Raw genomic sequence first — 23663 nt, forward strand, 5'->3', positions numbered from 1 at the left:
TGGTGAAAGTCCTTTTTCTCACGCACTCGTTCCCGAGATTTCGCGGGGACGCTCCCGGATCCTTTTTGCTGCGGCTCGCGGTCGCGCTTCGTGACGAGGGCGTGCGCGTGCACGTCGTCGCTCCGGCGGCGGAAGGAGTTCCTGACGCCGAGGAATTCGACGGAGTCACAGTCGAGCGTTTCCGCTATGCCCCTCGCCGATACGAAACGCTGGCGTATACGGGCAGCATGGCGCAGGACGTCGCGACTTCCTGGAGCGCGAGACTCGCTCTCCTGGGATTCTTCGGCGCTGACTTCGTACGCTCCGTCAATGCGCGGCGAAGCTTCGAACCCGACGTGATCCACGCGCATTGGTGGTTTCCTAACGGCGTCGTGGGGATGTGGCTATCGAGTCTCTCGCACAAGCCGCTCGTGACGACGATGCATGGAACCGACGTCCGCATGGTCAGCAAGATCGGAGTGAGTCGGCCGATTTTCAGAAGCGTGATGAAGCATTCATCGCGGGTGACCACGGTTTCGAGCTGGCTTGCCTCCGAAGTCGGAAGGCTCGCGCCCGGAACGCGCCCCGACGTCGCGCCGATGCCCGTCGCGACGGAGCGGTTCTCGCCAGGAGGCAGGCGCGAAGGGCAGCGGTTTCTTTTTGCCGGACGCGTCAACAGGCAGAAGGGGCTGGATCATCTTCTTCGCGCGTTCGCCTCGATGAAGCATCCGGCCATGCTCGATATCGTCGGAGAGGGGAATCAATCGGACGAGTTCCGGCTTCTCGCTTCACAGCTCGGCGTGAGCGATCGCGTCGTGTGGCACGGTCAGCTCAATCAGCAGGACCTGAGTCATTTTTACCAGTCGGCGACGGCGCTCGTCGTGCCCTCTATGGAAGAAGGGCTCGGGCTGGTTGCCGCGGAGGCGCTGCTGTGCGAGACGCCGGTCATCGCATTCAAATCGGGCGGATTGACGGACGTGATCCAGCACGAGCGAACGGGCCTGCTCGTCACTCCAGGCGACGCCGCGGAGCTTGCCGCCGCTCTGGACGAGGTCCTCGCGGCGCCGGAGCGCGCCACGGATCTGGGGAAAGCGGGCCGCATCTTCGCTCTGGCGGCGTTCTCGCCGGAGTCCGCCGCGCGGCGCTACACAGACATCTATCGCCAGGTCGTTGCTGAACGCACGGCGTAGCGCATTCGTCGCGGCGCAGTGGATTCTCGCTGCGGCCACTGTCTGGTACGCCGTCAAGGCGCTGCGCGGGCAATGGGCCGGCGCCGGGGCGCGACTTGGTGCGCTGCGGCCGGAGTGGGGATGGATCGCGCTGGCCACGGTCATCGTAGTCGCGACGTACGTCCTGCTCATCGAAACGTGGCGGCGCATTCTGATTGCGTCGGGTGAGACACTTCCGTTCGGTCAGGCCGCGCGCATCTGGTTCGTTTCGAATCTGGGCAAGTACGTGCCCGGGAAGGTGTGGTCCATCGCCGCGATGACAATGATGGCACGCGACAGCAAGGTCTCGGGGGTCGCCGCGGCGGGCTCGTCGGTGCTGATCCAGCTCGTGACGGTCGCCGCCGGCATCGGCGTGGTGCTGGTGACAGGCGCTCAGGCGGTCGATCATCCCGGAATCGCCGTTGCTGCCGCGGGAGGTATACTGGCCGTGCTCGCGGCGACTCCGGCTCTGCTCCCGCATGCCGGACGACTGGTGAGCTCGCTCACGGGACGATCAATCGCTCTTCCGCGAACGCCTGCATCGGTGGTCTGGCTTACGACAGCGAGCTCGATCGTCTCGTGGATCATGTACGGCGTCGCGTTCCAGTTCTTCGTGAGGGGAATACTCGGAAGTGCTGCTGGCGCAACATCTTCGTACATCGCAGTTTATGCGGCGTCCTACATCATCGGATTTCTTGCACTCTTCGCGCCCGGCGGAGCCGTCGTTCGCGAAAGCGCCATGGTCACCGGCATGCTTCGGCTCGGCCTGACCGGCCAGGCCGACGCGCTGGCGGTGGCGATCGCCTCGCGGCTGTGGCTGACGGTGACCGAGCTGCTGCCCGGATTCGCATACATGGCGGCAAAAAAGCGCGCATCCCGCACTGACTGACCAACGGAATGGAAGAAGACAGAAAGAAGGAAAACGATGACGAGTCGTCGGTCGCCGTAGCCGAGCGGCCTCCGACCTCCACGTCGGGGGAGCCGGCGCCTCCGCCGTTCCCGCCGATCACGCGCGAGATGGTGGCCGACAGCGGGCCCAGCCGGCCCGGTCTCTGGGCCGCTGTGCTGTACGCGCTCTGCACGCTCGCACTTGGCTATCCCGCAATCGCCGGAAAATTTCTGGCCGGCCCGAACAGCGATCAGTTCGTCGCCGGCTATGCCTTCCGCGAATACGGTGCGAGCATTCTCAAGGCGACCGGTGGATTCGCGCAGTGGAATCCGTATCTGTTCGGCGGCATGCCGTACATCGCCGCGATGCACGGCGACATCTTCTATCCAACGTTTCTGCTCCGGATGGTGATGCCGACCGATGCGGCGATGACGTGGTCGTTCATCATGCATCTCTTTCTCGCGGGCTGGTTCACCTACTACTTTCTGCGCGCCAGCGGCTTCGGATTCTATTCCGCGCTCTTTGGCGGTGTCGCGTACATGATGAGCGGGCAGCTCGCCTCGCTCGTGTCACCGGGGCACGACGGCAAGCTGTCTGTCAGCGCGCTCTTTCCGCTCACGCTCTGGATGCTGACGCTCGGCATGCACCGGGGCAGGAGGTGGAGCTGGGGAGTGCTGGCGCTTGCTGTAGGCCTTGCCGTCCTGAGCCCGCATCCGCAGCTCCTGCAGTATCTGCTTCTGGCCAGTGGCGCGTTCACGCTGCATCTATCCGTCTCGCTGCTCAGAAGTCGCGACATTCCCGCGCGTACCGTGGCCGCGCGCATGGGGCTCGCTCTCCTCGCTGTCGCGATCGGCCTCGCTATCGGCGCGATACAGTATCTCCCTGTGCGCGAGTACGTGGCCTGGTCACCGCGGGCGGGCGGGCTCGCCGACTACGCGGTCGCGACGTCGTACGCCTGGCCGCTCAGGGAGCTCTTCGACGCGTACCTGCCGCAGTTCACCGGAATGATCGAGGCATACTGGGGCGAGAACGCGATTCACCTGCACACCGACTACATCGGAGCGGTTGTCCTGGTTCTCGCTGGAGCGGCGTTCACGCGGCTTCGCAGGGATCCCCGCCGGGGCTTCGTGATGTTCTGGTCGGTGACGTTCGTCATCGCGCTCCTCTGGGCTCTCGGCGGACACACTCCGTTCTATCGAATACCATACGCGATCATTCCGGGCACGAAGTACTTCCGGGCGCCGGCGACCGTGTTCTTCGTCGGGACGATGGCGCTGTCCGTACTGTCCGCGACAGGTGTAGAGCGGGTGCTGACGCGCGCGATCAGTCTGAAGTATGCGTTCGGCTGGCTCGCGTTCGCGGGGATCGTTGTGGCGCTTGGATCGACCGGCGTTCTCACGGACTTCGCGCAGGCGCTGGCACCGGACGAGATGGTTGATAGTGTAATCGCCAATTCGCTCGAAGTGATTCTTGGGGCATGGCGCTCGTTCGCGTTCGTTCTGCTTCCAGTGGGAGTCATTCTTCTGCACAGGCGCGGGCGTCTCACGCTCGGCGCGGTGGGGTGGTCGCTGGCCATTCTTGCCGCGGCAGACTCGTGGACCATCATGCGCCATTACTGGGTCTTCTCACCGCCGGCATCCATCACATATCGGGCTGACGCGGCGATCGAGCGCGTCAAGCGAGACCCGCAGCCAGCCCGCGTTCTGGCGATCGAGCTCGAGCCCAACGGACGCAGAGACACGAATCTCCAGGGCGATGGCCTGATGATCCACCGGGTCCGCACGGTGCTTGGATATCATGGAAATCAACTGGGCCGATACAACGAGCTGCTCGACAAGCAGCGGGGCTTCATTCAGATCTTCAACCCACGGATCTGGCAGCTTCTCAACATGCGGTATCTCCTCACCAACACCGCCGACGTCGGGAGATTCTTTCCAGGAGCGGAATGGATCATCGGTCCGGTGAAGGACGCGGCCGGTACGAACGTGTATCTCTACCGTTTGCCGGGAGAGAACCCGTACGCGTGGGTCGCACCGGTGATCGTGAAGGCAGATGATCCGTCTGTCAGCGCGACGCTGTTGAACCAGGCGTTCGACCTGCGCACGGCGGCGCTTTTCGCCCCCGATGCGAATGTGCGGGGTGTCGAGCATCTGGGCGCATTGCCGCCAGCATCTGCAGTGTCGGCGTCGGTCACACGCTACGCGCCCGGGCGCGTATCACTCGAGCTGAATGCGCCGGCGCCGCGAGGATCCGCGTTGATGGTCTCGGAGAATTACTTTCCGGGCTGGACAGCCACCGTCGATGGAAAGCCCGCAACCGTGGGAAGAGCCGATTATACCATTACCGGTGTCGAGCTGCCCGAGGGTGGACGGAAGATAGAGCTGAGTTTCAGCGACGTGGCGTATGAGCAGGGCAAGCTGATAACCATCCTCGCGCTGCTCGCCGCCGCGGGCCTGATCGCCGGGGGAATTCTACGGGAGCGCGAAGCGATTGACTGATCGGACACTTGTCATCATACCGACGTACGACGAGAAGGATAACATCGAGCGGATGATCGCCGCCGTGCTCGCGCAGGATCCGTCGATCGACATGCTGGTCGTGGACGATGGGTCGCCTGACGGGACCGGCGATATCGTGGACGCGATTGCGGTGGAGAACCCGCGCGTCCACGCAATTCATCGCGCGGCGAAGCTTGGACTCGGCACGGCCTACGTGGCCGGGTTCCGTTGGGCGCTGGAGCGCGACTATCAGTTCATATTCGAGATGGATGCTGATTTCTCTCATTCGCCCGATGCAATCCCGCTTTTCCTGAGCGCCATCCAGAACGCCGATCTGGTGATCGGCTCACGGTACCTGGATGGCCAGGTCAACGTCGTCAACTGGCCGATGAGCCGTCTCTTCCTGAGCTATTCCGCGAACATCTATGCGCGTCGTGTCACGGGACTCCCGGTATTCGATGCGACCGGCGGCTTCAAGTGCTTCCGTCGCCGCGTGCTCGAGGCGATAGACCTGGGCGACATCCGCTCCAACGGTTACGCCTTCCAGATCGAGATGACGTTCCGCGCGTGGAAGAAGGGATTCCGCATCGTCGAGATCCCGATTGTGTTCGTGGACCGGTCCCACGGCGCCAGCAAGATGTCCAAGCGCATCGTACGCGAGGCCGTCTGGATGGTCTGGCGGCTGCGGTGGTGGGGGATCCGGGGGCGAGTCTGATGGAATCCAATCGATCTTTTTACAAGATGAGCGGGTCGGGCAACGACTTTGTCTTCTTCGACCTGAGCGAGGGGCCCGTCGGCCAGCTCGAGTCGGCATCGGCGATCCGGGCCTTGAGCGCGCGCGGAACGGGCGTAGGAGCGGACGGAGTGGTGTTCCTCAAGCCGGGCGCCGATGATTCATTCACGATGCGCTACTACAACAGTGATGGCTCGCTCGGGGAGCTTTGCGGCAATGCGACTCTCTGTGCCGTGCGTCTGGCCCATGAGGTCGGCATCGTGCGGGCGGACGAGATATCCATTCAAACCGATGCCGGGATAGTCAGGGGCCGGATGGTGGACGGCCTCCCGGAAATCGACCTGGCGCCGGTCAGCGAGGTCCGGACCGAGGTTCCAGAGATCGATCGCCTGGCGCGGGAGAGTCTGCTCGGCTTCGCCAGGGTGGGTGTTCCGCACATCGTCATTGTGGACGAGGATGCCGAAACGGCGGATATCCTCGGTAGAGGTTCGCGGATCCGGCGCGATCGCTCGCTGAGCGACGGCGCCAACGTGAACTTCCTCACCCCCAAGCGGGACTGGTGGACGATCCGGACTTACGAGCGGGGTGTCGAGGGCGAGACGCTCGCCTGCGGCACTGGCGCGGTAGCGAGCGCCATCCTGCTGACCGAGTGGGGCAGGGCGACTTCTCCAGTGCGCCTGCGGACACGATCCGGGCGCGATCTGGGAGTCCGGGTTCGCCGCGAGGGAGCGCAGTGGTATCCATCGCTGCGCGGGGGTGCCGACATCGTTTTTTCGGGTCAGATCCGGGATTTGGATCTGACCGTTACCCAGGACCCGTGACCCGCGACCCGCGACCCGTTACTTGTGACCCGTTGCCTGTGACCCGTTACCTGTGACCCGTTACCTGTGACCCGTTGGCGGGCAGCGGGTAACGGGTAACGGGAATGGCGACAGTTGATCATCCGGGCGCTGGCGAAATCAACGCAGTCGGACCGGAAATCGCGAGGAAGTGACGCGCTTTCTAGCTTGGCAGCCTCAAAACCTTCTCATTACAGCACTTAGCGACATCCTAACCGGGAAGGACATCCTGTTCTCCACATTTCTCCACCACCAGTAGTTTACATAACATATATTATACGTTGTTGTAAACTGGGCGCGGATAAGGGCGACGGCACAATGCCGTCGCCTTCCTGTCGTCAGGACTTGGGCTCTACAGCAGCGGTTAGTTCGCCGAGGCGTACACGCGCCTCGCCCGCCACAGTACCCTTCGAGTCGGCGCCCAATACGGTCCAGATCTCCTTCGCCTTCGCCTTGTTACCGCCCGTCAGATACGCCCGCGCAGCCAGGCTCTCGTACCGCTGGCGGTCGGAATCGAACCGCGCGACCTTGGCTGCCTTCTCATATTGTTCGCCCGCTTCGCCGTATTTGTTGAGCTGCTCGAGCCCGCCCGCAAGGACGATATGTACTGATGATCCAAGCTCCTTCGAGCCCCCGATCTGATCCTCTGCTTTCCGGAGCTCGGCCACGCCTTGCTCAAATTTGCCCTGGTCGTACATGATCTGAGCGAGAACCAGCCGGCCCTCCATCGCCGCCGTCGTGCCATCGTACCGGCTCACCATCTTCCTCAGATCGGACTCCGCCAGCGGCAGATTCCCGACGACTACCGACCGCTGGGCGGCGAAATATGCCTTTTCGGCACGTTCGGATTTCAACTCCTGCGACCTGTTGTAGAACCATCCGCCGGCGGCGAGGGCAACGACCGCCAAGCCGCCCCAGGCCACCTGCCTGCTGTGAAGCTGGAACCAGTCCATAAAGGATTCGGAACGCTCTGAGGTCGAGAAAGACGATGTCATGTCGTGGATGAGGTGAAGGTTGTGATGCCCCCGGGGTGACTCGAACACCCGGCCAACGGTTTAGGAAACCGCTGCTCTATCCACCTGAGCTACGGGGGCAACGTTGATTTATAACGACTTAGCTAACTCACCTGCTCTGCTTCTACCTCTTTCTTTGCCGTTACTTTGCCGTTGAAGCGTCGAGCGACGGCGCGTGAGAGGTCGCTTGAGTCGATGATATTGTATCTGTCGAACATATCGCGGGTCTTCCAGCCGCACAACTTAATGATCTCCCCTTCGCTCACGCCCAACTCGCGGATGAACCGGCGCGACACAATCGAGCGTGCAAGGCCAAAGGCTTGGTGCGGAGCCGGACAGCTGCAAGGAGCGACTCGATGATGTTGATCGTTCGTAAGTGCTTCCAGTGCTCTTTCGGAAAGCCGAAGCTGCGACCGACGGGTGACTTACCCCTGCGCAAGGATCGCTGTCAACGCGTCGGCGACAGCCTTGCTCTCTGCATCACCGGTAACGATGTCAATCGCGTCGGCGCTGAGGACGCCGAGCTTGAGGTCCACCGCGCGGGCGATCTGTTCCTGCGCGAAGATCTTGCGGCTCATGATGGCCTGATTCGCACCAAGCGACTTGAGCATCGCGAGCCCGACGGCGTCGACCGCGACGCGATCGTCGCCTGCGATCATCACGTTGCCCGCCTTCAGTTCACCGCGCGAAGGTCCGCCGTCGGTGAACGCCGCTACGCCATCGAGCACGATGAGATCTGGTTTGTAGCCAGTGTTGAGCTCCGCGATCATCCGGCGCATGTCGGGCGAGGCGTGCATGACCCTTCGAATCGACTTTGGCGTCAGTCCCACCGAGAGCTTGAGCGACATGGTGAACACGCCGCCGAATCCGTGCGTCTTCAGGCAGCACGTCGACACATTGTACTCGGCGTCCACCACCAGGCGGGGCAGCGTAAACCCCTTGGGCCAGTGCGTGCCGGCAGCCGGGAACGTCACCCAGTCCTTCTCGGTGATCTGTTCGAAGTCCACCACGTCGAAACGGAAGTCCCTGGCCAGGTCGAACGTTCCCTTCTTTTCCATCACGCTGCGGGTCTGCGGCGGCCCGCTCGACTCGCCCAACGTGACGCGGCGCGCATTCAACCCATGCAACTCAGTGACGAGCTGAGAGAGTGTATCGTTGTGGGTCGACCCCGGCGCATCGTCCGCCGAGTTGAAGTTCGGCTTGATGACGACCTGTTTGCCCTTGACGGCGGTGAGATCCAGCAGCTTGAGCGCAGCGGCGACGCCGCGCTTTCGATCACCGGTCCTGACCAAGGCGACCCGGGTCCGGCGTGGCCCCACCACTTGCGCCAGCCCCGACATGCCAAGTGCCGGCATCAGTGCCATGCCTGCAGTCACCACGCGGATGAAGTCGCGACGATCGAGGTCACGAGCGGGCCGAACCATGTGTCCTCCCAGGTGAAGGCAGCAGGCCTGCCGCATGACAGGAACCGCTCGACGATCTCGGGGGCGTAGGGCTATCAAGCCAATTTAACAGAGCGCCACAACTTCCACTACTACTTACGCATGGCGAACGGAAACTCGAGCACTTCCCCAACCAGATCGAGGTCGGTCACTTCCGTCACAACCGCGCCGTCCGGCCCCTTCCGCAGGACCCGCCGAAGCTCGTCAAGTTTCTCTTCGCTCCCCGAGGCGGCTATCTCGACAGTGCCGTCGCTCATGTTCCTGACCCAGCCCGCAAGCTGCAGCCGGCGGCCGGCCATACGGACGAACCACCTGAACCCAACCCCCTGAACTTTCCCGGACACCTGCAAATGCACGTCGGCCATGCGGGTCAGCGGCGCATTCTCAGCAGCGTCGCCAAGCCCTGCCAGTCGTACGACTGCCACTCCGATACCGCCCAGCCCTCGGCGTCTTCCTCGGGATGCTCTGACCCGTATTCCGGCTCATTGACGACCCGATAGTCCGGCTCCGCCTCGCGAACCACGGAGTTCGCGATGGCGCCGGTGTCCAGTCCGAAGTCGTCAATTGATGGCAGCTCGTCGAGGAACTGCTCGATCGGCGGAAGATCATCGTCAGCCAGGGCGGCGCCGTACTCGCGCGACGCAGTCCCCAGCCCGGAAAATGGCGGGAACCGCGGGACTGTCGGCGGACTGTGAATTCCCGCTTCGCTCACTTGCCTCAGGCCTCCCAGCTATGCTTGCCCAGAAGCGGCACAAATCGTACTGGCGCAATATCCTGCCGCTCCAGCTCACCATCTCTCCGGGTGAAGAGATGCAGAATCTGCTCGTCCCTGTCGCCGAGTGGAATCAGCAGCCGCCCGTTCTCCGCCAGCTGTTCGATGTACGCGGCCGGCACGTCAGGTGCCGCCGCCCCAACGAGAATCGCGTCGAACGGCGCGAACTGGCGCCATCCGAGCGTCCCATCACCCAGCATGAAGGAAATGTTGTTCGCTCCCATCTGCTTTAGGACTTCCCTGGCCTTCTCGAGCAACGGCGCGATCCGCTCGATGCTGAACACCTGGGAGGCAAGCCTCGACAGGAGGGCAGTCTGGTAGCCCGATCCGGTTCCGATCTCGAGGACTTTCTCGTTTCCCGTCAGCTTGAGGAGCTCGAGGTAGCGGGCGTGGATGGACGGCTGGGAGATTGTCTGCTGGTTGCCGATCGGCAGCGCGGAATCCTCGTAGGCACGGTGCCTTACGCCAGTCGGAACGAAAAGGTGGCGAGGCGTCGCATCGATCGCGTGAAGGACGCAGAGATCGCGGATCCCCTGCTCCTGCAGCGTCTCGACCAGGCGCCTGCGCGCGCCCCGGTACTCCTGCGGATCTACTGGTCCCGCCACCATTTCTCCGGCGCATCGAGAATCGCGTGATGAGTCACGTCGAGTTGGAGCGGCGTCACCGAGATGAAGCCTTCGTCTACTGCACGGAAGTCCGAATTCGTCGGGCCTGACCACGCGATGGAGCCACCGCCGATCCAGTAGATCGGCCGCCCCCACGGGTCCTGCATGCGCTTGATCGAGTCGGAATACACGCGCTTTCCGAGCCGCGTCAGCCGCACGCCTCGAATCTCCGGACCGCGGATCGGCGGAAGGTTCACGTTGAGCAGCGTGTTCGGTGGAAATGCCGGCAGCGAAGTGAGATGGCGGAGCAGCGCGGTCAACGACTCGATCTGATCGTCGAGCATTGATTCATCGGCTCTCAGATCGCCGCCGGCGAATGAAACCGCTATCGAAGGTATGCCGATCGAGATTCCTTCCATGGCTGCGGCGACGGTTCCCGAATACAGTACGTCGTCGCCCATGTTCTGACCATGATTGATCCCGCTCAGCACGAAGTCCGGACGTTCGGGCATCAGCGCTTCGACGGCGAGCATCACGCAATCGGTCGGCGTGCCGTCCACCTGCCATCGGCGCTCACCGCGTTGTATCGGGCGAACGGGATGGTGAAGTGTGAGCGAGTGGCTGGTCGCGCTCTGCTCGCGGTCTGGCGCCACCACAGTCACTTCGCCGAGCGGCTCGGCCGCCGCAATCATGCACTGGAGGCCGTGCGCGAGGATGCCGTCGTCATTGGTGCAAAGCAGCCGCATCAGTTTTCTCCGGAGTCGCACGATGTTGGCCGGGGAACGTGCTTGTGAAAAATTCCCGACCGATGACCCCACAGCACGCCGATCACTCGCATCGTGTCCGCGATTGCCTTGAAATAGCTCTGCGGACCGTAGATCGTGGATATGGGCACGTTGCTGATGGAGAAGCTGGCGCGCGCGGTCCGGATGATGAAATCTGTCTCGAACTCGTAGCGGTCGCCGCGCGCATGAATCTCTTCGAGCACTTCGCGTCGAATCGCGCGGAATCCGGACTGGCTGTCTTTCACCGCGCCGCCCGAGACGAGCCGCGTCGCTGCGCTCGACAGAAAGTTGGCGAAACGGCGATGCCTGGGCATCTGCTCTCCCGTCAGGTCGCGCGTGCCGATTGCGACGTGACAGTGGTCGAGAGCGGCAATCAGCGACGGCGCGAAGGCCGGATCGTGCTGGCCGTCGGAGTCTATCGTGAGGACAGCATCACACCCGCGCTCCAGCGCGGCGGCGAAACCGGCCTGAAGCGCGGCACCCTTGCCGCGGTTTTCGGCGAAGTCTATGGCGCTGTCACAGACGGATCTCAGGAGCGAGCCAGTCCCGTCGGAAGATCCGTCATTCACTCCGATGATGAATGCCTCAGGAAGCGAGGTGCGCAGCCCGCGGACAACGGGACTGAGCGTCTTGCCGGCGTTGTAGGCCGCCATGACCACCACGACCGATCGACTCATTCGGGCGGCTCATCTCCTTTCAGGATCGCGGCAATCGCGCGGAGATCGGATTCCAGCGATTCCACAGTCTGCATATCGAGCGCCGCGCGGGCAACGCTGCGGATCTCTCCGTTCTTCTTGTACTCGTCGATCTTCTGACGCGCGCCGTCAATCGTGTACTTCTCCGTGTACAGAAGTTGACGCACGAGCATGATAAGCTCGATCTCGCGCCGCTGGTATACGCGATTCCCGGACCGATTCTTGGCCGGATGGAGAAAGCGGAACTGGCTCTCCCAGTACCTCAGCACATGGGGCTTCAGATCCGTCAGGTTGCAGACGTCGCCCATGGAGAAGAACTCCCTTACTGGCTCGGCGGCCATCACTCGGTCTCCGATCTCAGCTCGCGCGCCATCAGCGCGCTGATGGCATCGCGCGCCGGCTGTCTTTCGAACAACACCCGGTGAACAGCATCAACGATTGGCATCTCCACTCCCTCCCGCGCCGCCAGCGCATGAGCACTCCGTGTGGTCACTACTCCCTCGGCCACCGTCTCCTTCCCCGCCAGCACTTCGTCAAGCGATACTCCGCGCCCGATTTCGACGCCCAGGCTTCTGTTTCGGCTCAACGATCCGGTGCACGTGAGTACCAGGTCGCCGAGGCCAGCGAGACCGGCGAGCGTTGCCGGCTCCGCTCCCAGGCGCACACCCAGTCGCGTCATTTCCGCGAGCCCGCGAGTGATCAGCGCGGCGCGCGCATTGAAACCGAGCCCAAGACCTTCCGCAATTCCAGTCGCGACAGCCATTACGTTCTTCAGCGATCCGCCAATCTCCACGCCGGTGACGTCGGAATGGCTGTACACGCGGAAGTGGATCGAGCTGAACGCCTGCTGCGCAAACAGCGCCGCTTCCGCGCTTCGTGACGCGACGACGACAGCGGTCGGTTGCTGTGCCACTACTTCGGCGGCGAAGCTTGGCCCGGACAACGCGACGACCGTTGATTGCGGCAGCTCCTCGGCCGCGATGTCCGTCATCAAAGCGAGCGTATCGCGCTCGATTCCCTTCGATGCGACGACGATCGGAGTGTCAGACGGCACATGCGGTCGCGCCGAACGGGCGATCGAACGAAGCACATGTGAAGGCGTCACCAGCGTGACGAGCTCCGCGCCTTCGAGCGTCTCGTCGAGCTCGTTGTACGCTGTCAGCGTCTCGGCCAGCTGATTTCCGGGGAGGAATCTGCGGTTCTGGTGCGTTCGGTTGATCGTTTCTACCACGTCCCACTCGTAGGCCCAGATACGAACGTCATGGCCGTTCCGGGCGAGGAGGTCGGCGAGCGCCGTCCCCCACGCTCCCGCGCCGATGACAGCGCACCGGGTCATGCCGCCTCCGCCTCCGCCTTGTTGTGCGAGCCGATCTTCGGCTCGGTCCCCTGGCGCAGACGGGAGATGTTGGTCCGGTGCATCCAGATCACAAAGAGGCCGATGACGCAGCTGATCAGGAAATACGGATCGGTCGCGCCCCTCAAGAAAAGCATCGCCAGCGGAAGCGTGACGGCCGCGACCAGGGAGCCAACGCTCGCGTAGCGCGTAATCGCCACAGCCGTCACAAAGCAGACGAAAGCGATGAGCGTCGGAAGCCACGCCAGTCCGAAGAACACCCCTCCGGCGGTCGCGACTCCCTTTCCCCCTCCCTGCCCCAGCAGAAAAATCGGCTTCACGTGTCCGACGATGGCGGCGACCCCGAACGCGATCGCCCACAGCTCTGGATGCGGGCTGTCAATGCGCGGGGGAAGGAGGAGAGCGGGAAGCATTCCCTTCAGGGTGTCACACAGGTAGACGAGCCCACCAATCCTCGGGCCCAGGACGCGCATCGCGTTCGTCGCTCCGAGGTTTCCCGAGCCGTGTTGGCGGAGATCGATCCCTTTCGCTTTTCCAGCCAGATACGCGAACGGAATCGACCCGGCCAGATACGCGATCACCAGCCCCACCAGTGGATGCACCTAGGCCGACTTCCGCCGCATCACGACGCGCAGCGGACTTCCGGTGAATCCCCACGCTGCGCGGAACCCGTTGTGGAGATACCTGATGTAATGCTCCTGCACGAGATCGGGATTGTTTCCGAATACGGCGATCATCGGCGGCGTAGTCTCCACCTGTGTCGCGTAGTTCAGCTTCACCTCGCGCCCGGCTGCCTGAGGCGGCTGGCGTCGCGCGATGAGCTCTTCGAGAGTGTTGTTGACCTGGGAGGTCGAGATGCGCTTGCTGCGCTCCGCCTCGACCTGGAGAATCGTATCGAGAATGCGCGTCACGCGCTGACCGGTGAGCGCCGACGTGAAGATGAACGGCACGAAGCGGAAGAACGGAGCCTTCTCGGCCGCCTCCTTCTCGAACTTGTACGCGGAGTTCGTCTCCTTCTCGGCGAGGTCCCACTTGTTGACGACGACAATCAATCCGCGCCCGGCTTCCCACGCCAGAGCGGCGATCTTCAGATCCTGATTGTGGAGCCCTTCGACCGCGTCTATCACGAGAATGCAAATGTCGGCGCGATCGATGGCGCGCCGGGACCGCAGCGACGAGTAGAACTCGATCCCATCGTCCACGCGCGACTGGCGTCTGAGGCCGGCAGTGTCCACGAACACTATCTCCCGCTCGTGATACATCATCGGCGTATCAATGGCGTCGCGGGTCGTGCCCGCGATATCGTCGACGACCAGCCGCTCCTCGCCGAGAAGGCGGTTGACGAGCGATGACTTGCCGACATTCGGCCGACCGATCACCGCAACGCGCAGCGCATCACCCGGCTCTTCTGTCGACTCAGGGATCCGCTCGACTATCGTGTCGAGGAGATCGCCTGAATTCTTTCCATTCTGCGCCGAGACCGGGACCGGATCGCCGGCGCCGAGCGAATAGAACTCGAAGTATTCCGTGGATGCCGGGTCGTCCACCTTGTTGGCGACAAGAACCCACGGCTTGCGCGACTCGCGAAGGAGATCCACGACGCGGGAATCGCTTGGATGCAGACCGACCTGTGCGTCCACCACGAGAAGGAGCAGGTCCGCTTCGCCGATCGCCTCCATGACCTGGCGCCGAATCTCGCGATCCATCGGCATGTGCGGATCGTCGGCGAGCCCGCCGGTGTCCACCAGCCAGAACTGCCGCCCGTTCCAGTCGGCGCGCGCGAAGTGGCGATCTCTCGTGGTACCCGGTTCGTCGCTGACGATTGCGCTCTGGTCGCCGACGATGCGGTTGAAGAGCGCCGACTTCCCTACGTTTGGCCGCCCGACGATTGCGATGACGGGAATATTCATGCTGCGATCGCCAGCTGCTCGCTCGCGAGAACGTCTACGAAGTCGTATGACGGATGCACTGGCATGGGCAGCTCGGCGCGAAGTTCGTCGAAGATCACGTCGTCGAGGAAAATGCGGTCTTCATTTATCGTTTCAGCGGGAATGAGCGCGATGTCCAGCTCGTCGCGCGACTGAAGCGCACGGCGGATGTCGGCGCCGACCAGCAGGCCGGCGGTGGTTATCGTCGGACCGAAGAGTGAATTCTCGGTGGGGATCAACGTGAATCGGGCGCCTGTCGCGAGTGTCAGTTTGCCGAGCAACTCGGGCATGAGATCCACCATCGCCTTGCCGGTGACCACGCCAATGTGCAGTCCGTCCAGCCGTGGCAGGTCTTCGAGTCCCTCGGCGACGCGCATACGGAGCGATGTGATGGCACCGATGCCGTTCTCGATCTGAGCGAAGTCACCGTAATGATCCGGCCCGGGCAGCTCCACGCCAGCGAGCAGATACAGCTCGTCCGATCCGTACACCCACCTCTGCCCTCTCTCGCGAAGGGCGCGCTTGCTCCAGCGGTTCACCTGCGCAATGAGCTCGCGGGCTTTCTCCGCGTCCATCGATGCGCCGCTGTAGAGATGCGAGAACTGCGTGAGGCCGACGGGAACGACAGCGGCCGAAATGACTGCGTCGCCGAGATTCCAGAGATCGGACAACGATTCCTCGAGCACGGCGCCGTCGTTGAGGCCGGGGACGATCACCATCTGCGAATGGAACTGGATACCGCCTTCTGCGAGCCGCGTCAGCTGCTCGACGATGTTCGGCACGCGCGAATTGTTAAGGAGAATCTTTCGTGCTTCCCAGTTGGTCGCATGCACCGATACGTAGAGGGGTGACAGGCGAAACTCGAGGATGCGGGCGATGTCACGCTCCTTCACGTTGGAGAGGGTCGCGAAGTTGCCGTACGCGAACGAGAGGCGATAATCGTCGTCGCGAATGTAGAGGTTCTTTCGCAGGCCCTGCGGCAATCCCTCGATGAAGCAGAATTCGCAGCGATTGGCACAGCGCCGGACGTTGGGCGGCTCGAGCGCGATGCCGAGGGATTCGCCCTCGGGGCGCGCTATCTCGTAGACAATCCCCTCGCCATCGGGCTGGCGCGTCTCGACTACGAGGTCGTCTTCGGCGGTGAGAAACTCCCAGTCGAGGAAGTCCTGGACGTTACGACCGTTGACTGAGATCAGCTCGGTGCCGACGACTATTCCGATTTCTTCGGCGATGCTTCCATCGGCCACTCGAGCGACTCTTACCATAGCTAAAGTAATTTAGAGCTATAGGCGCGGAAATCAAGTAATTGCTGATGTTTACGTGCTATACCGGAGCATTGGCTGCGAGTGATTCCAGCAGCTTTCGCGCCTGCTCCGCGTTGAAGCCCGTGACTTTAGCGATGGCCTCTTCTCCGGCGTCGCGTACGCCTTGTACGCTTCCGAACTCCTGGATGAGACGGCGCCGCTTGACGGGGCCGATTCCGGGGACCTTCAGCAGCTCCGAAGTGACCGTACGCATCGTGCGGCGCTTACGGTTGTAGGAGATCGCGAAGCGATGGGCTTCGTCGCGGATCTGCTGAAGCAGCCGGAGGGCCGGCGAGCGGCGCGACATTCTGATCGGCTCCCCCCTGCCCCACACGAACACCTCTTCCTCGCGCTTGGCCAGGCTGATGAGGGGGCGGTCACCAAGCCCCAGCGCCTCGAGTGCTTCGTGCGCTGCCGAGAGCTGCCCTTTCCCGCCGTCTATCACGATGAGATCAGGGAGAGGTTTCTCGTCGGCGAGCCGCCGTTGGAAGTACCTCGTGACGACCTCCCGCATGGAGGCGAAGTCGTCGGTCCCCTCCACGGTCTTTACGCGGAATTTGCGATACTCTGCGCGCCGCGCCCGCCCATGCTCGAACCATACGCAGGACCCCACCGTGTCCGTGCCCTGTGCGGTGGAGATGTCGAAGCACGCCATCGTGCGCGGCAGTTTCTGCAGGCCGAGCGCGCGCCCCAGATCGTACACGGGATCGCTGGCGCGGGTGCCGCCTTCGAGCGACGCAAGGCGAAGCTCTTCCAGGAGGTGTCGGGCATTCTGCTCCGCCAGCTCGACGAGCTCGCGCCGGGAGCCGCGCTGCGGGACGCGGACCCGTGTTCCACCCAGCGATTCCTCGAGGAGCTCCCTGTCCTCGAAATCGAACGGGACGAGCAGATCGCGCGCTCTTTCGCGCATGGGCACGTAGTTACCGGCGAGAAAGATGGATAGAACGGACGGGTCTTCCTCTCCCTCGATATTCTCGATGAAGCGATGCTCGCGGGCCAGGAGCTTGCCGCCGCGAACGCGCAGCAGGGTGACGCACGCGTCGTCCCCGTCGCGGGCGTAACCGATCACGTCGCGATCGCCTCCCTCGACCTCCAGCACGACGGTCGGCTCCTCCATTCGCTCGACATGCTGCAATGCGTCGCGGAGCTCCGCCGCCCGCTCGAAGTCCAGCGACTCCGCGGCGAGAGCCATGCGATCCCTGATGCGCCTGAGAACCTCGTCCGGCTTGCCGTCGAGAAACAGCAATACCTCGTCTATCATCGCGCGGTAGTCCTGCTGGCTCTGCGCCAGGATGCAGGGCGCCTTGCAGCGCTTGATGGCATAGTCGAGGCACGGCCGCTCAGGCATCTCGCGCGGCATGTCGTAGTTGCACGACCGCACCGTGAAGATGCGCTTTACGACGTTGAGCGCCCGGCGCATCGCGCCGACATCGGTGTACGGCCCGAAGTAGCGCGCGCCGTCATTCTGGAGCTGCCGCGTCACGTACACCCGCGGGAAGGCCTCCTGCACCGTAACCTTGATATAGGGGTATGACTTGTCGTCGCGCAACGCGATGTTGAATCGCGGCCGGTGCTCCTTGATGAGATTCGCCTCGAGAATCAGCGCGTGCGCCTCGGAAGGGACGACGATTGTCTCGAGATCGGTGATCTGATTGACGAGGTACCGGGTCTTGGGGCTTTCGCAGTGATCCTGGCCGAAGTAGCTCCGCACCCTGGAGCGGAGGCTTTTCGCCTTTCCGACGTACAGGATCTTCCCGTCACCCGCTTTCCAGAGATACACCCCTGGGCCGTCGGGCAGGTGAGGAAGCTTGGCGGCAACCGCGTCGGGAATCGTGCGCATCATCTAATAATACCCGGGCGCGCCAGCCAGCTGCTCTACGTGGCAGCGGGCAATGCTGGCGAGACCTGTGAGACCGGTGAGAATGCAACTGCTTTGGGTTCTGCTTGACACGTTCGAATCAGCCTGATCCCTTGCGAGCCTCACCGGCCAGTTCGACCCATTACGAATTCAACCGGCGACCGAGGAGGCGACCGGTCATCGCGACGGCTTCGCGGACGCCGAGCAGAGTCGCGATGACGAGATACGCGGCGCCGTAGGCGGCGAGAATCGCGATCGCGATCCATACCGTGTGCACCCCGCTCATCCCCAACTTGATTCCCCACGCGATCCCGGCGGCGGCGGCCGCAGCGATCCAGAGCTTCACCGTATGTGCCGGGGACAGCGTTGTGGGACCGATTCTGCGGGTCATCGCGCGTCTCAGAAGGAAGAACTCGACCCATCCGGCGATTCCCGCCGTCGCCGTGAGACCCGCCACGCCCAGCTTCGCGTCGAGTCCGAGCGCCGCGGGGAGGTAAAGCGCAGCGAGGTAGCCGAGCACGCTCGTCAGCGCCACGCGGATCACCGCGAAATACAACGGAGTCTTGGTGTCGCGGAGAGCGTAGAACGTGGACGAATACAGCCGGCCCCATGTGGACGCGAGCAAGCCGACAGTGGATCCGGCCAGCACTTGCCACACCCAGACGCTGTCGCTGCGGGTGAAGCGCCCCGACTCGAACAGCACTGCGGATAGGACATCGCCAAGAGCGAGGAAGGCCACCGCCGACGGGATGATGAAGAATGCGATTCGCTCCAGCCCGCCGTCGAGACGGCCGCGAAGATAGCTCGCCACCTCTTCCGGCGTCCCCACGGCGCTCGACATGACCGGAAGCTCCGACGCAGAAATAGCCATGCCGAAAAGACTTACAGGCAGCGTGTAAAGTACCTGCGCATACGCGAGAGTGGCGACCGACCCGGTGGGAAGCCAGCTCGCGATGAACGCATCCACGAATGCGCTGATCTGCACGACGCCGCGGCCGACGAACGCCGGCCCGAAGTTGCGGAACACATTCCGTGAGCTCTCGGCGCGCCAGTCGAAACCGATTCGCAGTCCCTTTGCCAGGCGCAGGACGAGTGGAAGCTGCACGCCGAACTGCAGCGCGCTTCCGACGACCGATGCCCATGCCAGTATCTCGGCCAGGCGGGGCTGCGGGGATCCGGCGCCGAAGCCGAGGAGCGCCGCGATCATCGCGACGTTCCACACGACTGGCGCGGTGTAGCTCACGAAGAAGCGACGATGGCTGTTGAGAATCCCCAGGCACCACGCTGAAAACACCAGCAGGCCGGCACCGGGAAAGAGAACCTGGGTGAGGCGGACGGTCAGATCGCGTTTTTCTCCCGTGAATCCCGGCGCTATCAGGCCGACGAGCAGCGGCGATAGAAGTACTCCAGCCAGAACGAGAATAGCGGCGACGAGAGCGAGTGCGCTCAGAACAGCGCCGGCAAGACGATTCGCGTCTTCGTCCCGCTTTCGCGCGATCAGACCTACGTATTCGGGGATGAAGGAAGCCGACAACACGCCTTCCCCGAATAGATTCTGCAGCAGATTCGGGATCCTGAAGGCCACGTTGAATGCGTCGGCGGCCAGCGAAGTGCTGAAGTAGTGAGCGAAGATTTTCTGTCGAACGAGTCCCGCGACGCGACTGAGGAGAATTCCAGCGCCGACGAAGAACGCCGCGCCGCGCGACCGATCGGAGCTCACGCGAGTCTGGCGGCGTGCGCCCGTGCTTCGCGCATCACCGACGCGAAGAGCTCGTCGCCGTGTCTCGCCAGCAGCGGTACGATATTGAGCGCGCGCTCCTGCGGCGTTCCGAGAGGAAACAGTGCACCACGGGCAATCGCGGCGTCGCGCAGGGCTTCGTTCCCTTTTCGCTTCACGCTCGCAGCAAACCGGCGCTCGAGTCTCTCGATTCTGTGCAGTACCCCGCGGCGCAGCCCTTCCAGCACACTCGGCGCGACGAGGTCCGCGCCCTCCGCACGAGTCAGCTCCTCGACCGATTGATCCACTGACTGCTCGAGCTGCCGAATGCGCGCAACGAGACCGGGAGGCAGCGACTCTTTCGCGATCCGGGATTCGACGGCGTGAGGATCGCGGAAGTCATCCACAGCCAGCGAATATCGCTCGAGTATCCTTTCGATTCGCGGCTCGACAACGAGTCCGGACCACCTCGGCAGGACGAGCGGAGGAGGAACTTCCAATGCCCTGGCGACGGCAGTCACCTGAGCGAAATACGCGATCTCGGCCGGCCCGCCGATATACCCGACCGTTGGAAGAATCGATCGCTCGACGATCGGCCGGAGCAGAACGTTCGGACCGAATGTGCCCGGCTTGCCGTGCTCGAGCGCACTCTCTATCTCACGCATCCTGATCCTGTCGCGCTTTCCGGACACGCCGGCGAATACGAGAGTGCGTCCCTTCACCAGCTTGACCTGAGCCGAATGCCCTGCCGCCTTGAGAGCACGCGCGCGCTCGGTAAGCGCGCCCTCGATTTGCTCGGCGCTCGATACGGCGCGCCGGAGCAGCGGAAACGCCGCCTCGCGCACCGCCGGATGTGAGGCGTCGAGAACCGCCACTCCGAGCGGCTCCAGAACCGCGCGCAGCAGCTCGACGTACGCGCTGCCGATCGTATGCTCCGGTGTGTATGCGCGCCGCACCACCTCCAGGATTCCCGGGTTCGGCGCCGAGCCTGCCGCTGCGGCAAGTCGCGCAAGCTCGCGACTGACGTCGCCGAGTGGCATATCCGACAGCGCTGCGCCGACCGGACCGTGCGCGCTCATCTCGATGCGCTCGGCTCCTTCGGCGCCGGTCACGACTGTGGACGCCGATTCGGCAAAATCCGAGTCGTCGGTAGCGGCCCAGAAAATGGGAACCGCCGGTAGGCCGGTCTGCTCCTCCAGGCGATCCGCAAGCGCGACGGCGCTCAGCGCTTTCCACCATGTGTAGAGCGGTCCTCCAAACAGTCCCGGTTGCTGGCCCGCCGTCACGGCGATGCCGGACCGGGCCGCGCTCTGGAGTCGCTCCGCCGCCTTGCCTGTCGCACCAAATGCGGGGCCCAGGGCGGACAGCCAGTCCGGCATGATCAGCGACTGCCGGACGAGGTCAGCACGCTCCTTCCATTCCGCGGGAGAAGCCGGGCGCTTCACGAACCAATCCGGGTCGGCGGTGCCGTCTATCGCCATGCGAGCCAGCGGCGATCCGACGATCGGCGTGCTGATGATGCGAGTACTCAACGCAGTGTCCCGAACAGAATCACTCGTGGCGATTCCGGTGTCAGCGGGCTGGCGTCGTAGTTTCCATAGGCGGTCGTGACGTCGAATCCGGCCGAATCGAGAAGCCGCCGCAGATCGTCGGGACCGAGCAGGCGAACGCGCTCCGTGAATATCTTGTCACTCCCTCGGATAGAGATGCGTTTCACGACGAACCTGCCATCATCCGAGATCTCGCGGCGCTGTTCGACAACACGCCCGCCGATTTCCCGCTCATCGTACGGCACCAGCGACTGGCGAATCCGGGTAGCATTGAGAAAGTCAATCACGAAGGTACCGCCGTGTGAAGTGACGCGCGCAACCTCCCGTACCACGCGGAGATGACTCTCGTCGTCCTGAAAGTACCCGAAGCTGGTGAAGAGATTCACCACCAGACCAAACGCCGCATTCCGGAATGGAAGCACGCGCATGTCGCCGCGTACAAGCGCGGTGGTAGCGCTCTCCCGGCGGGCAAGGCGGAGAAGAACTTCCGACAGATCCAGACCAGTGGTCCACCAGCGCTTCGCGAGAACGCGCGAATGGCGACCAGCGCCGCATGCGAGATCGAGCACGCGGGAAACCGTCACATTCCCGACCGTCCGCTCGACAAGGTCCACGGCACGCTCGGCCTCGGTTTCGTTGCGGTGCGGGTACAGCGCAACGTACTCCTCGCCGAACCAGGATTCGAACCATTCCCGCGTCACTTGTGGTACGGCTCACCGCGCACGATCGAGCCGGCCCGGTACAGCTGCTCCGCGAGGACGAGCCTTGCCAGATCATGCGACAGCGTCCACGGAGCGAGCGAGAGCTTCATCGAGGAGCGACGAAGGATTTCACCTGAAAGCCCATGGGCGCCGCCAATGACGAAAGCAGTGTCCCGGTCGCTTTCGCGCTCGCGCTGAAGCCACGCAGCGAACTCCTCCGACGTGAAGGACTTTCCGCCCGGATGACAAGCGACGATACGTGCCGCGCCAACTTTCGCGGCGAGCCGGTCCCCTTCCCGGTCGCGGACGATTTGCGGAGCGAGACTCGACGCCCGCTCTTCACGCACCTCATGAACGTCGAGCGGCCAGTACCGCGCCGCCCGAGTCTCGTAGTCATTGATCGCCGCCGCAAGCGCCGCATTCCGCGGTTTGCCGACGGCGGCGACGACAACGCGCATCAGGCGTAGATGCCACGGAGCCGGTGAACGGCGGCGACACGGCTGATCGCGAGCATGTATGCCGCTGTCCGCATGTTCACCTTGTGCTGCTTGGCCAGCGTGAGCACGTCCTGGAAGCTATTGACCATGATGTCACGCAGCCGGTCGTTCACGAGCTGCTCCGTCCAGAAATATCCGCCGCGATCCTGGACCCATTCGAAATAGGAGACAGTGACGCCGCCCGCATTCGCGAGGATGTCGGGGATGACGAACACCCCGTTCTCCTCGAGGATCGAGTCGGCGGCGGCCGTCGTGGGACCGTTGGCTCCCTCGCAGATGATTCGGGCGCGGATCTGGCCCGCGTTCTTGGTCGTAATGACGTTTTCCAGAGCTGCCGGCACGAGCACATCCACGTCGAGCGTCAGTAGATCGGCGCCGCTGATCACTTCGCCCTTCGGGTAGCCGTCGAGTGAGCGATGCTTCTCCGCGTACGCCACCGCATCGTCCACATCGATCCCGTTGCGGTCATATATGGCGACTGAGCGATCGCCGATCGCGACGACCTTGCATCCCTCGCGGTGCAGGAGCTGTGCGGTAATGGATCCGACGTTGCCAAAGCCCTGCACGGCGACCGTGGTGCCGGCGACAGGCATGCCGAGGTGCGCGAGCGCCTCCTTCGTCACGATCATGCAGCCGCGTCCGGTCGCCTCCCGCCTTCCCAGTGATCCGCCCATTTCGACTGGCTTTCCAGTCACGACGGCCGTCGTCGTGTGTCCGACGTGCATCGAGTACGTGTCCATGATCCACGCCATCACACGCTCGTTCGTGTTCACGTCAGGAGCCGGGACATCGGAATCGGGGCCGAGAGTCTGGATGATCCCCGCGGTGTACCGCCTGGTGAGACGCTCGAGCTCTGTCGCGCTCATCGAGTGCGGATCGCAGACGACGCCCCCCTTCGATCCGCCGAACGGGATGTTGACGACGGCGCACTTCCACGTCATCCACGCGGCGAGGGCCTTCACCTCTTCGAGCGTGACCTGCATGTCGAATCGGATGCCGCCCTTCGCGGGGCCCCGCGACGTGTTGTAGAGCACCCTGTAGCCCGTGTACACCTCCACCTCACCGTTGTCCTTCATCACCGGTATGGAGATGATGATCTGCTTTTCGGGGTGCCTGAGAACCTTGTACAATCCTGGCTCGAGATCGAGGAGCTCGGCGGCCCTGTCGAAGCGAAGCATCATCGCCTCGAATGGATTCTCCTCGTTGAGAAACGTGTCCTTGTCCGGTTTTACAATCGAGTTCGTCGAGAGTCGAAGATCAGTGGCCATTTGGATGTATGTCGGGCGCGCAAACGCG

24 protein-coding genes and 1 tRNA gene are annotated in these 23663 nt (G+C 63.3%); 5 read left to right on the forward strand and 20 right to left on the reverse strand.

Annotation, left to right across the window (positions count from 1 at the left end; all coding sequences use genetic code 11):
- The first annotated feature begins 2 nt into the window (after nt 1-2).
- The 5 genes from Q7S20_14360 to dapF are packed head-to-tail and all read left to right on the forward strand — an operon-like array spanning nt 3 to nt 6128.
- Nucleotides 3-1169 carry a glycosyltransferase gene (locus Q7S20_14360; protein ID MDO8503014.1) on the forward strand — a complete coding sequence of 389 codons (1167 nt, stop codon included), beginning with the start codon at nt 3-5 and terminating at the stop codon, nt 1167-1169.
- Nucleotides 1150-2076: a lysylphosphatidylglycerol synthase domain-containing protein gene (locus Q7S20_14365; GenBank protein MDO8503015.1), complete on the forward strand. Its 927-nt coding sequence runs from the start codon at nt 1150-1152 to the stop codon at nt 2074-2076. The genes Q7S20_14360 and Q7S20_14365 overlap by 20 nt, the downstream gene beginning before the upstream one ends.
- Before the next feature lie 8 nt (nt 2077-2084).
- On the forward strand, nt 2085-4574 hold the full coding sequence (locus Q7S20_14370; protein MDO8503016.1) for a YfhO family protein: 2490 nt from the start codon (nt 2085-2087) through the stop codon (nt 4572-4574).
- Nucleotides 4567-5289: a polyprenol monophosphomannose synthase gene (locus tag Q7S20_14375; protein MDO8503017.1), complete on the forward strand. Its 723-nt coding sequence runs from the start codon at nt 4567-4569 to the stop codon at nt 5287-5289. The genes Q7S20_14370 and Q7S20_14375 overlap by 8 nt, the downstream gene beginning before the upstream one ends.
- Nucleotides 5289-6128 (forward strand): diaminopimelate epimerase, encoded by an 840-nt coding sequence (gene dapF / locus Q7S20_14380; protein ID MDO8503018.1) that lies wholly within the window; start codon nt 5289-5291, stop codon nt 6126-6128. The genes Q7S20_14375 and dapF overlap by 1 nt, the downstream gene beginning before the upstream one ends.
- 356 nt (nt 6129-6484) lie before the next feature.
- Here dapF and Q7S20_14385 read toward each other — a convergent pair whose 3' ends face one another.
- From Q7S20_14385 to Q7S20_14480, 20 genes are all read right to left on the reverse strand, one after another.
- Complete coding sequence (locus Q7S20_14385; protein MDO8503019.1) at nt 6485-7099, reverse strand: tetratricopeptide repeat protein; 615 nt, start codon at nt 7097-7099, stop codon at nt 6485-6487.
- 67 nt (nt 7100-7166) lie between these two features.
- Nucleotides 7167-7240: transfer RNA gene (locus Q7S20_14390), tRNA-Arg, on the reverse strand.
- Nucleotides 7241-7263: 23 nt separating this feature from the next.
- Nucleotides 7264-7425: a hypothetical protein gene (locus Q7S20_14395; GenBank protein ID MDO8503020.1), complete on the reverse strand. Its 162-nt coding sequence runs from the start codon at nt 7423-7425 to the stop codon at nt 7264-7266.
- Nucleotides 7426-7584: 159 nt separating this feature from the next.
- Entirely contained in the window at nt 7585-8583 is a 999-nt protein-coding gene (locus Q7S20_14400) for a DUF362 domain-containing protein (protein MDO8503021.1), read from the reverse strand.
- A 110-nt stretch (nt 8584-8693) separates the two neighbouring features.
- Entirely contained in the window at nt 8694-8966 is a 273-nt protein-coding gene (locus tag Q7S20_14405; protein ID MDO8503022.1) for an acylphosphatase, read from the reverse strand.
- A 5-nt stretch (nt 8967-8971) separates the two neighbouring features.
- On the reverse strand, nt 8972-9313 hold the full coding sequence (locus tag Q7S20_14410) for a hypothetical protein (GenBank protein ID MDO8503023.1): 342 nt from the start codon (nt 9311-9313) through the stop codon (nt 8972-8974).
- A gap of 5 nt (nt 9314-9318) precedes the next feature.
- A complete protein-coding gene (locus Q7S20_14415) occupies nt 9319-9981 on the reverse strand; it encodes a protein-L-isoaspartate(D-aspartate) O-methyltransferase (protein MDO8503024.1) in 663 nt (220 codons plus the stop codon).
- Nucleotides 9963-10724 carry a 5'/3'-nucleotidase SurE gene (gene surE, locus Q7S20_14420; GenBank protein MDO8503025.1) on the reverse strand — a complete coding sequence of 254 codons (762 nt, stop codon included), beginning with the start codon at nt 10722-10724 and terminating at the stop codon, nt 9963-9965. Before surE ends, Q7S20_14415 begins: the two co-directional genes overlap by 19 nt.
- On the reverse strand, nt 10724-11440 hold the full coding sequence (locus Q7S20_14425; protein ID MDO8503026.1) for a glycosyltransferase family 2 protein: 717 nt from the start codon (nt 11438-11440) through the stop codon (nt 10724-10726). The genes surE and Q7S20_14425 overlap by 1 nt, the downstream gene beginning before the upstream one ends.
- Nucleotides 11437-11799, reverse strand: a complete 363-nt coding sequence (locus Q7S20_14430; GenBank protein MDO8503027.1) for a MerR family transcriptional regulator — start codon at nt 11797-11799, stop codon at nt 11437-11439. The genes Q7S20_14425 and Q7S20_14430 overlap by 4 nt, the downstream gene beginning before the upstream one ends.
- Nucleotides 11799-12794, reverse strand: coding sequence for an NAD(P)H-dependent glycerol-3-phosphate dehydrogenase (locus Q7S20_14435; protein MDO8503028.1), 996 nt, complete (start codon nt 12792-12794; stop codon nt 11799-11801). Before Q7S20_14435 ends, Q7S20_14430 begins: the two co-directional genes overlap by 1 nt.
- Nucleotides 12791-13414, reverse strand: a complete 624-nt coding sequence (plsY, locus tag Q7S20_14440; GenBank protein ID MDO8503029.1) for a glycerol-3-phosphate 1-O-acyltransferase PlsY — start codon at nt 13412-13414, stop codon at nt 12791-12793. Before plsY ends, Q7S20_14435 begins: the two co-directional genes overlap by 4 nt.
- Nucleotides 13415-14722: a ribosome biogenesis GTPase Der gene (gene der / locus Q7S20_14445; GenBank protein ID MDO8503030.1), complete on the reverse strand. Its 1308-nt coding sequence runs from the start codon at nt 14720-14722 to the stop codon at nt 13415-13417. It lies immediately after the preceding gene.
- A complete protein-coding gene (locus Q7S20_14450) occupies nt 14719-16005 on the reverse strand; it encodes a DUF512 domain-containing protein (GenBank protein ID MDO8503031.1) in 1287 nt (428 codons plus the stop codon). The genes der and Q7S20_14450 overlap by 4 nt, the downstream gene beginning before the upstream one ends.
- Nucleotides 16006-16063: 58 nt before the next feature.
- Nucleotides 16064-17887 (reverse strand): excinuclease ABC subunit UvrC, encoded by a 1824-nt coding sequence (uvrC, locus tag Q7S20_14455; protein MDO8503032.1) that lies wholly within the window; start codon nt 17885-17887, stop codon nt 16064-16066.
- Between the two features lie 157 nt (nt 17888-18044).
- Nucleotides 18045-19622 (reverse strand): murein biosynthesis integral membrane protein MurJ, encoded by a 1578-nt coding sequence (murJ, locus tag Q7S20_14460; protein ID MDO8503033.1) that lies wholly within the window; start codon nt 19620-19622, stop codon nt 18045-18047.
- A complete protein-coding gene (gene bshC, locus Q7S20_14465; protein ID MDO8503034.1) occupies nt 19619-21151 on the reverse strand; it encodes a bacillithiol biosynthesis cysteine-adding enzyme BshC in 1533 nt (510 codons plus the stop codon). Before bshC ends, murJ begins: the two co-directional genes overlap by 4 nt.
- Nucleotides 21148-21870, reverse strand: a complete 723-nt coding sequence (locus Q7S20_14470; GenBank protein MDO8503035.1) for a class I SAM-dependent methyltransferase — start codon at nt 21868-21870, stop codon at nt 21148-21150. The genes bshC and Q7S20_14470 overlap by 4 nt, the downstream gene beginning before the upstream one ends.
- Complete coding sequence (locus Q7S20_14475; protein ID MDO8503036.1) at nt 21867-22328, reverse strand: 23S rRNA (pseudouridine(1915)-N(3))-methyltransferase RlmH; 462 nt, start codon at nt 22326-22328, stop codon at nt 21867-21869. The genes Q7S20_14470 and Q7S20_14475 overlap by 4 nt, the downstream gene beginning before the upstream one ends.
- Nucleotides 22328-23635 carry a Glu/Leu/Phe/Val dehydrogenase gene (locus tag Q7S20_14480; GenBank protein MDO8503037.1) on the reverse strand — a complete coding sequence of 436 codons (1308 nt, stop codon included), beginning with the start codon at nt 23633-23635 and terminating at the stop codon, nt 22328-22330. Before Q7S20_14480 ends, Q7S20_14475 begins: the two co-directional genes overlap by 1 nt.
- Nucleotides 23636-23663 lie beyond the last annotated feature (28 nt).

The organism is Gemmatimonadaceae bacterium (assembly GCA_030647905.1).
GTDB lineage: Bacteria > Gemmatimonadota > Gemmatimonadetes > Gemmatimonadales > Gemmatimonadaceae > UBA4720.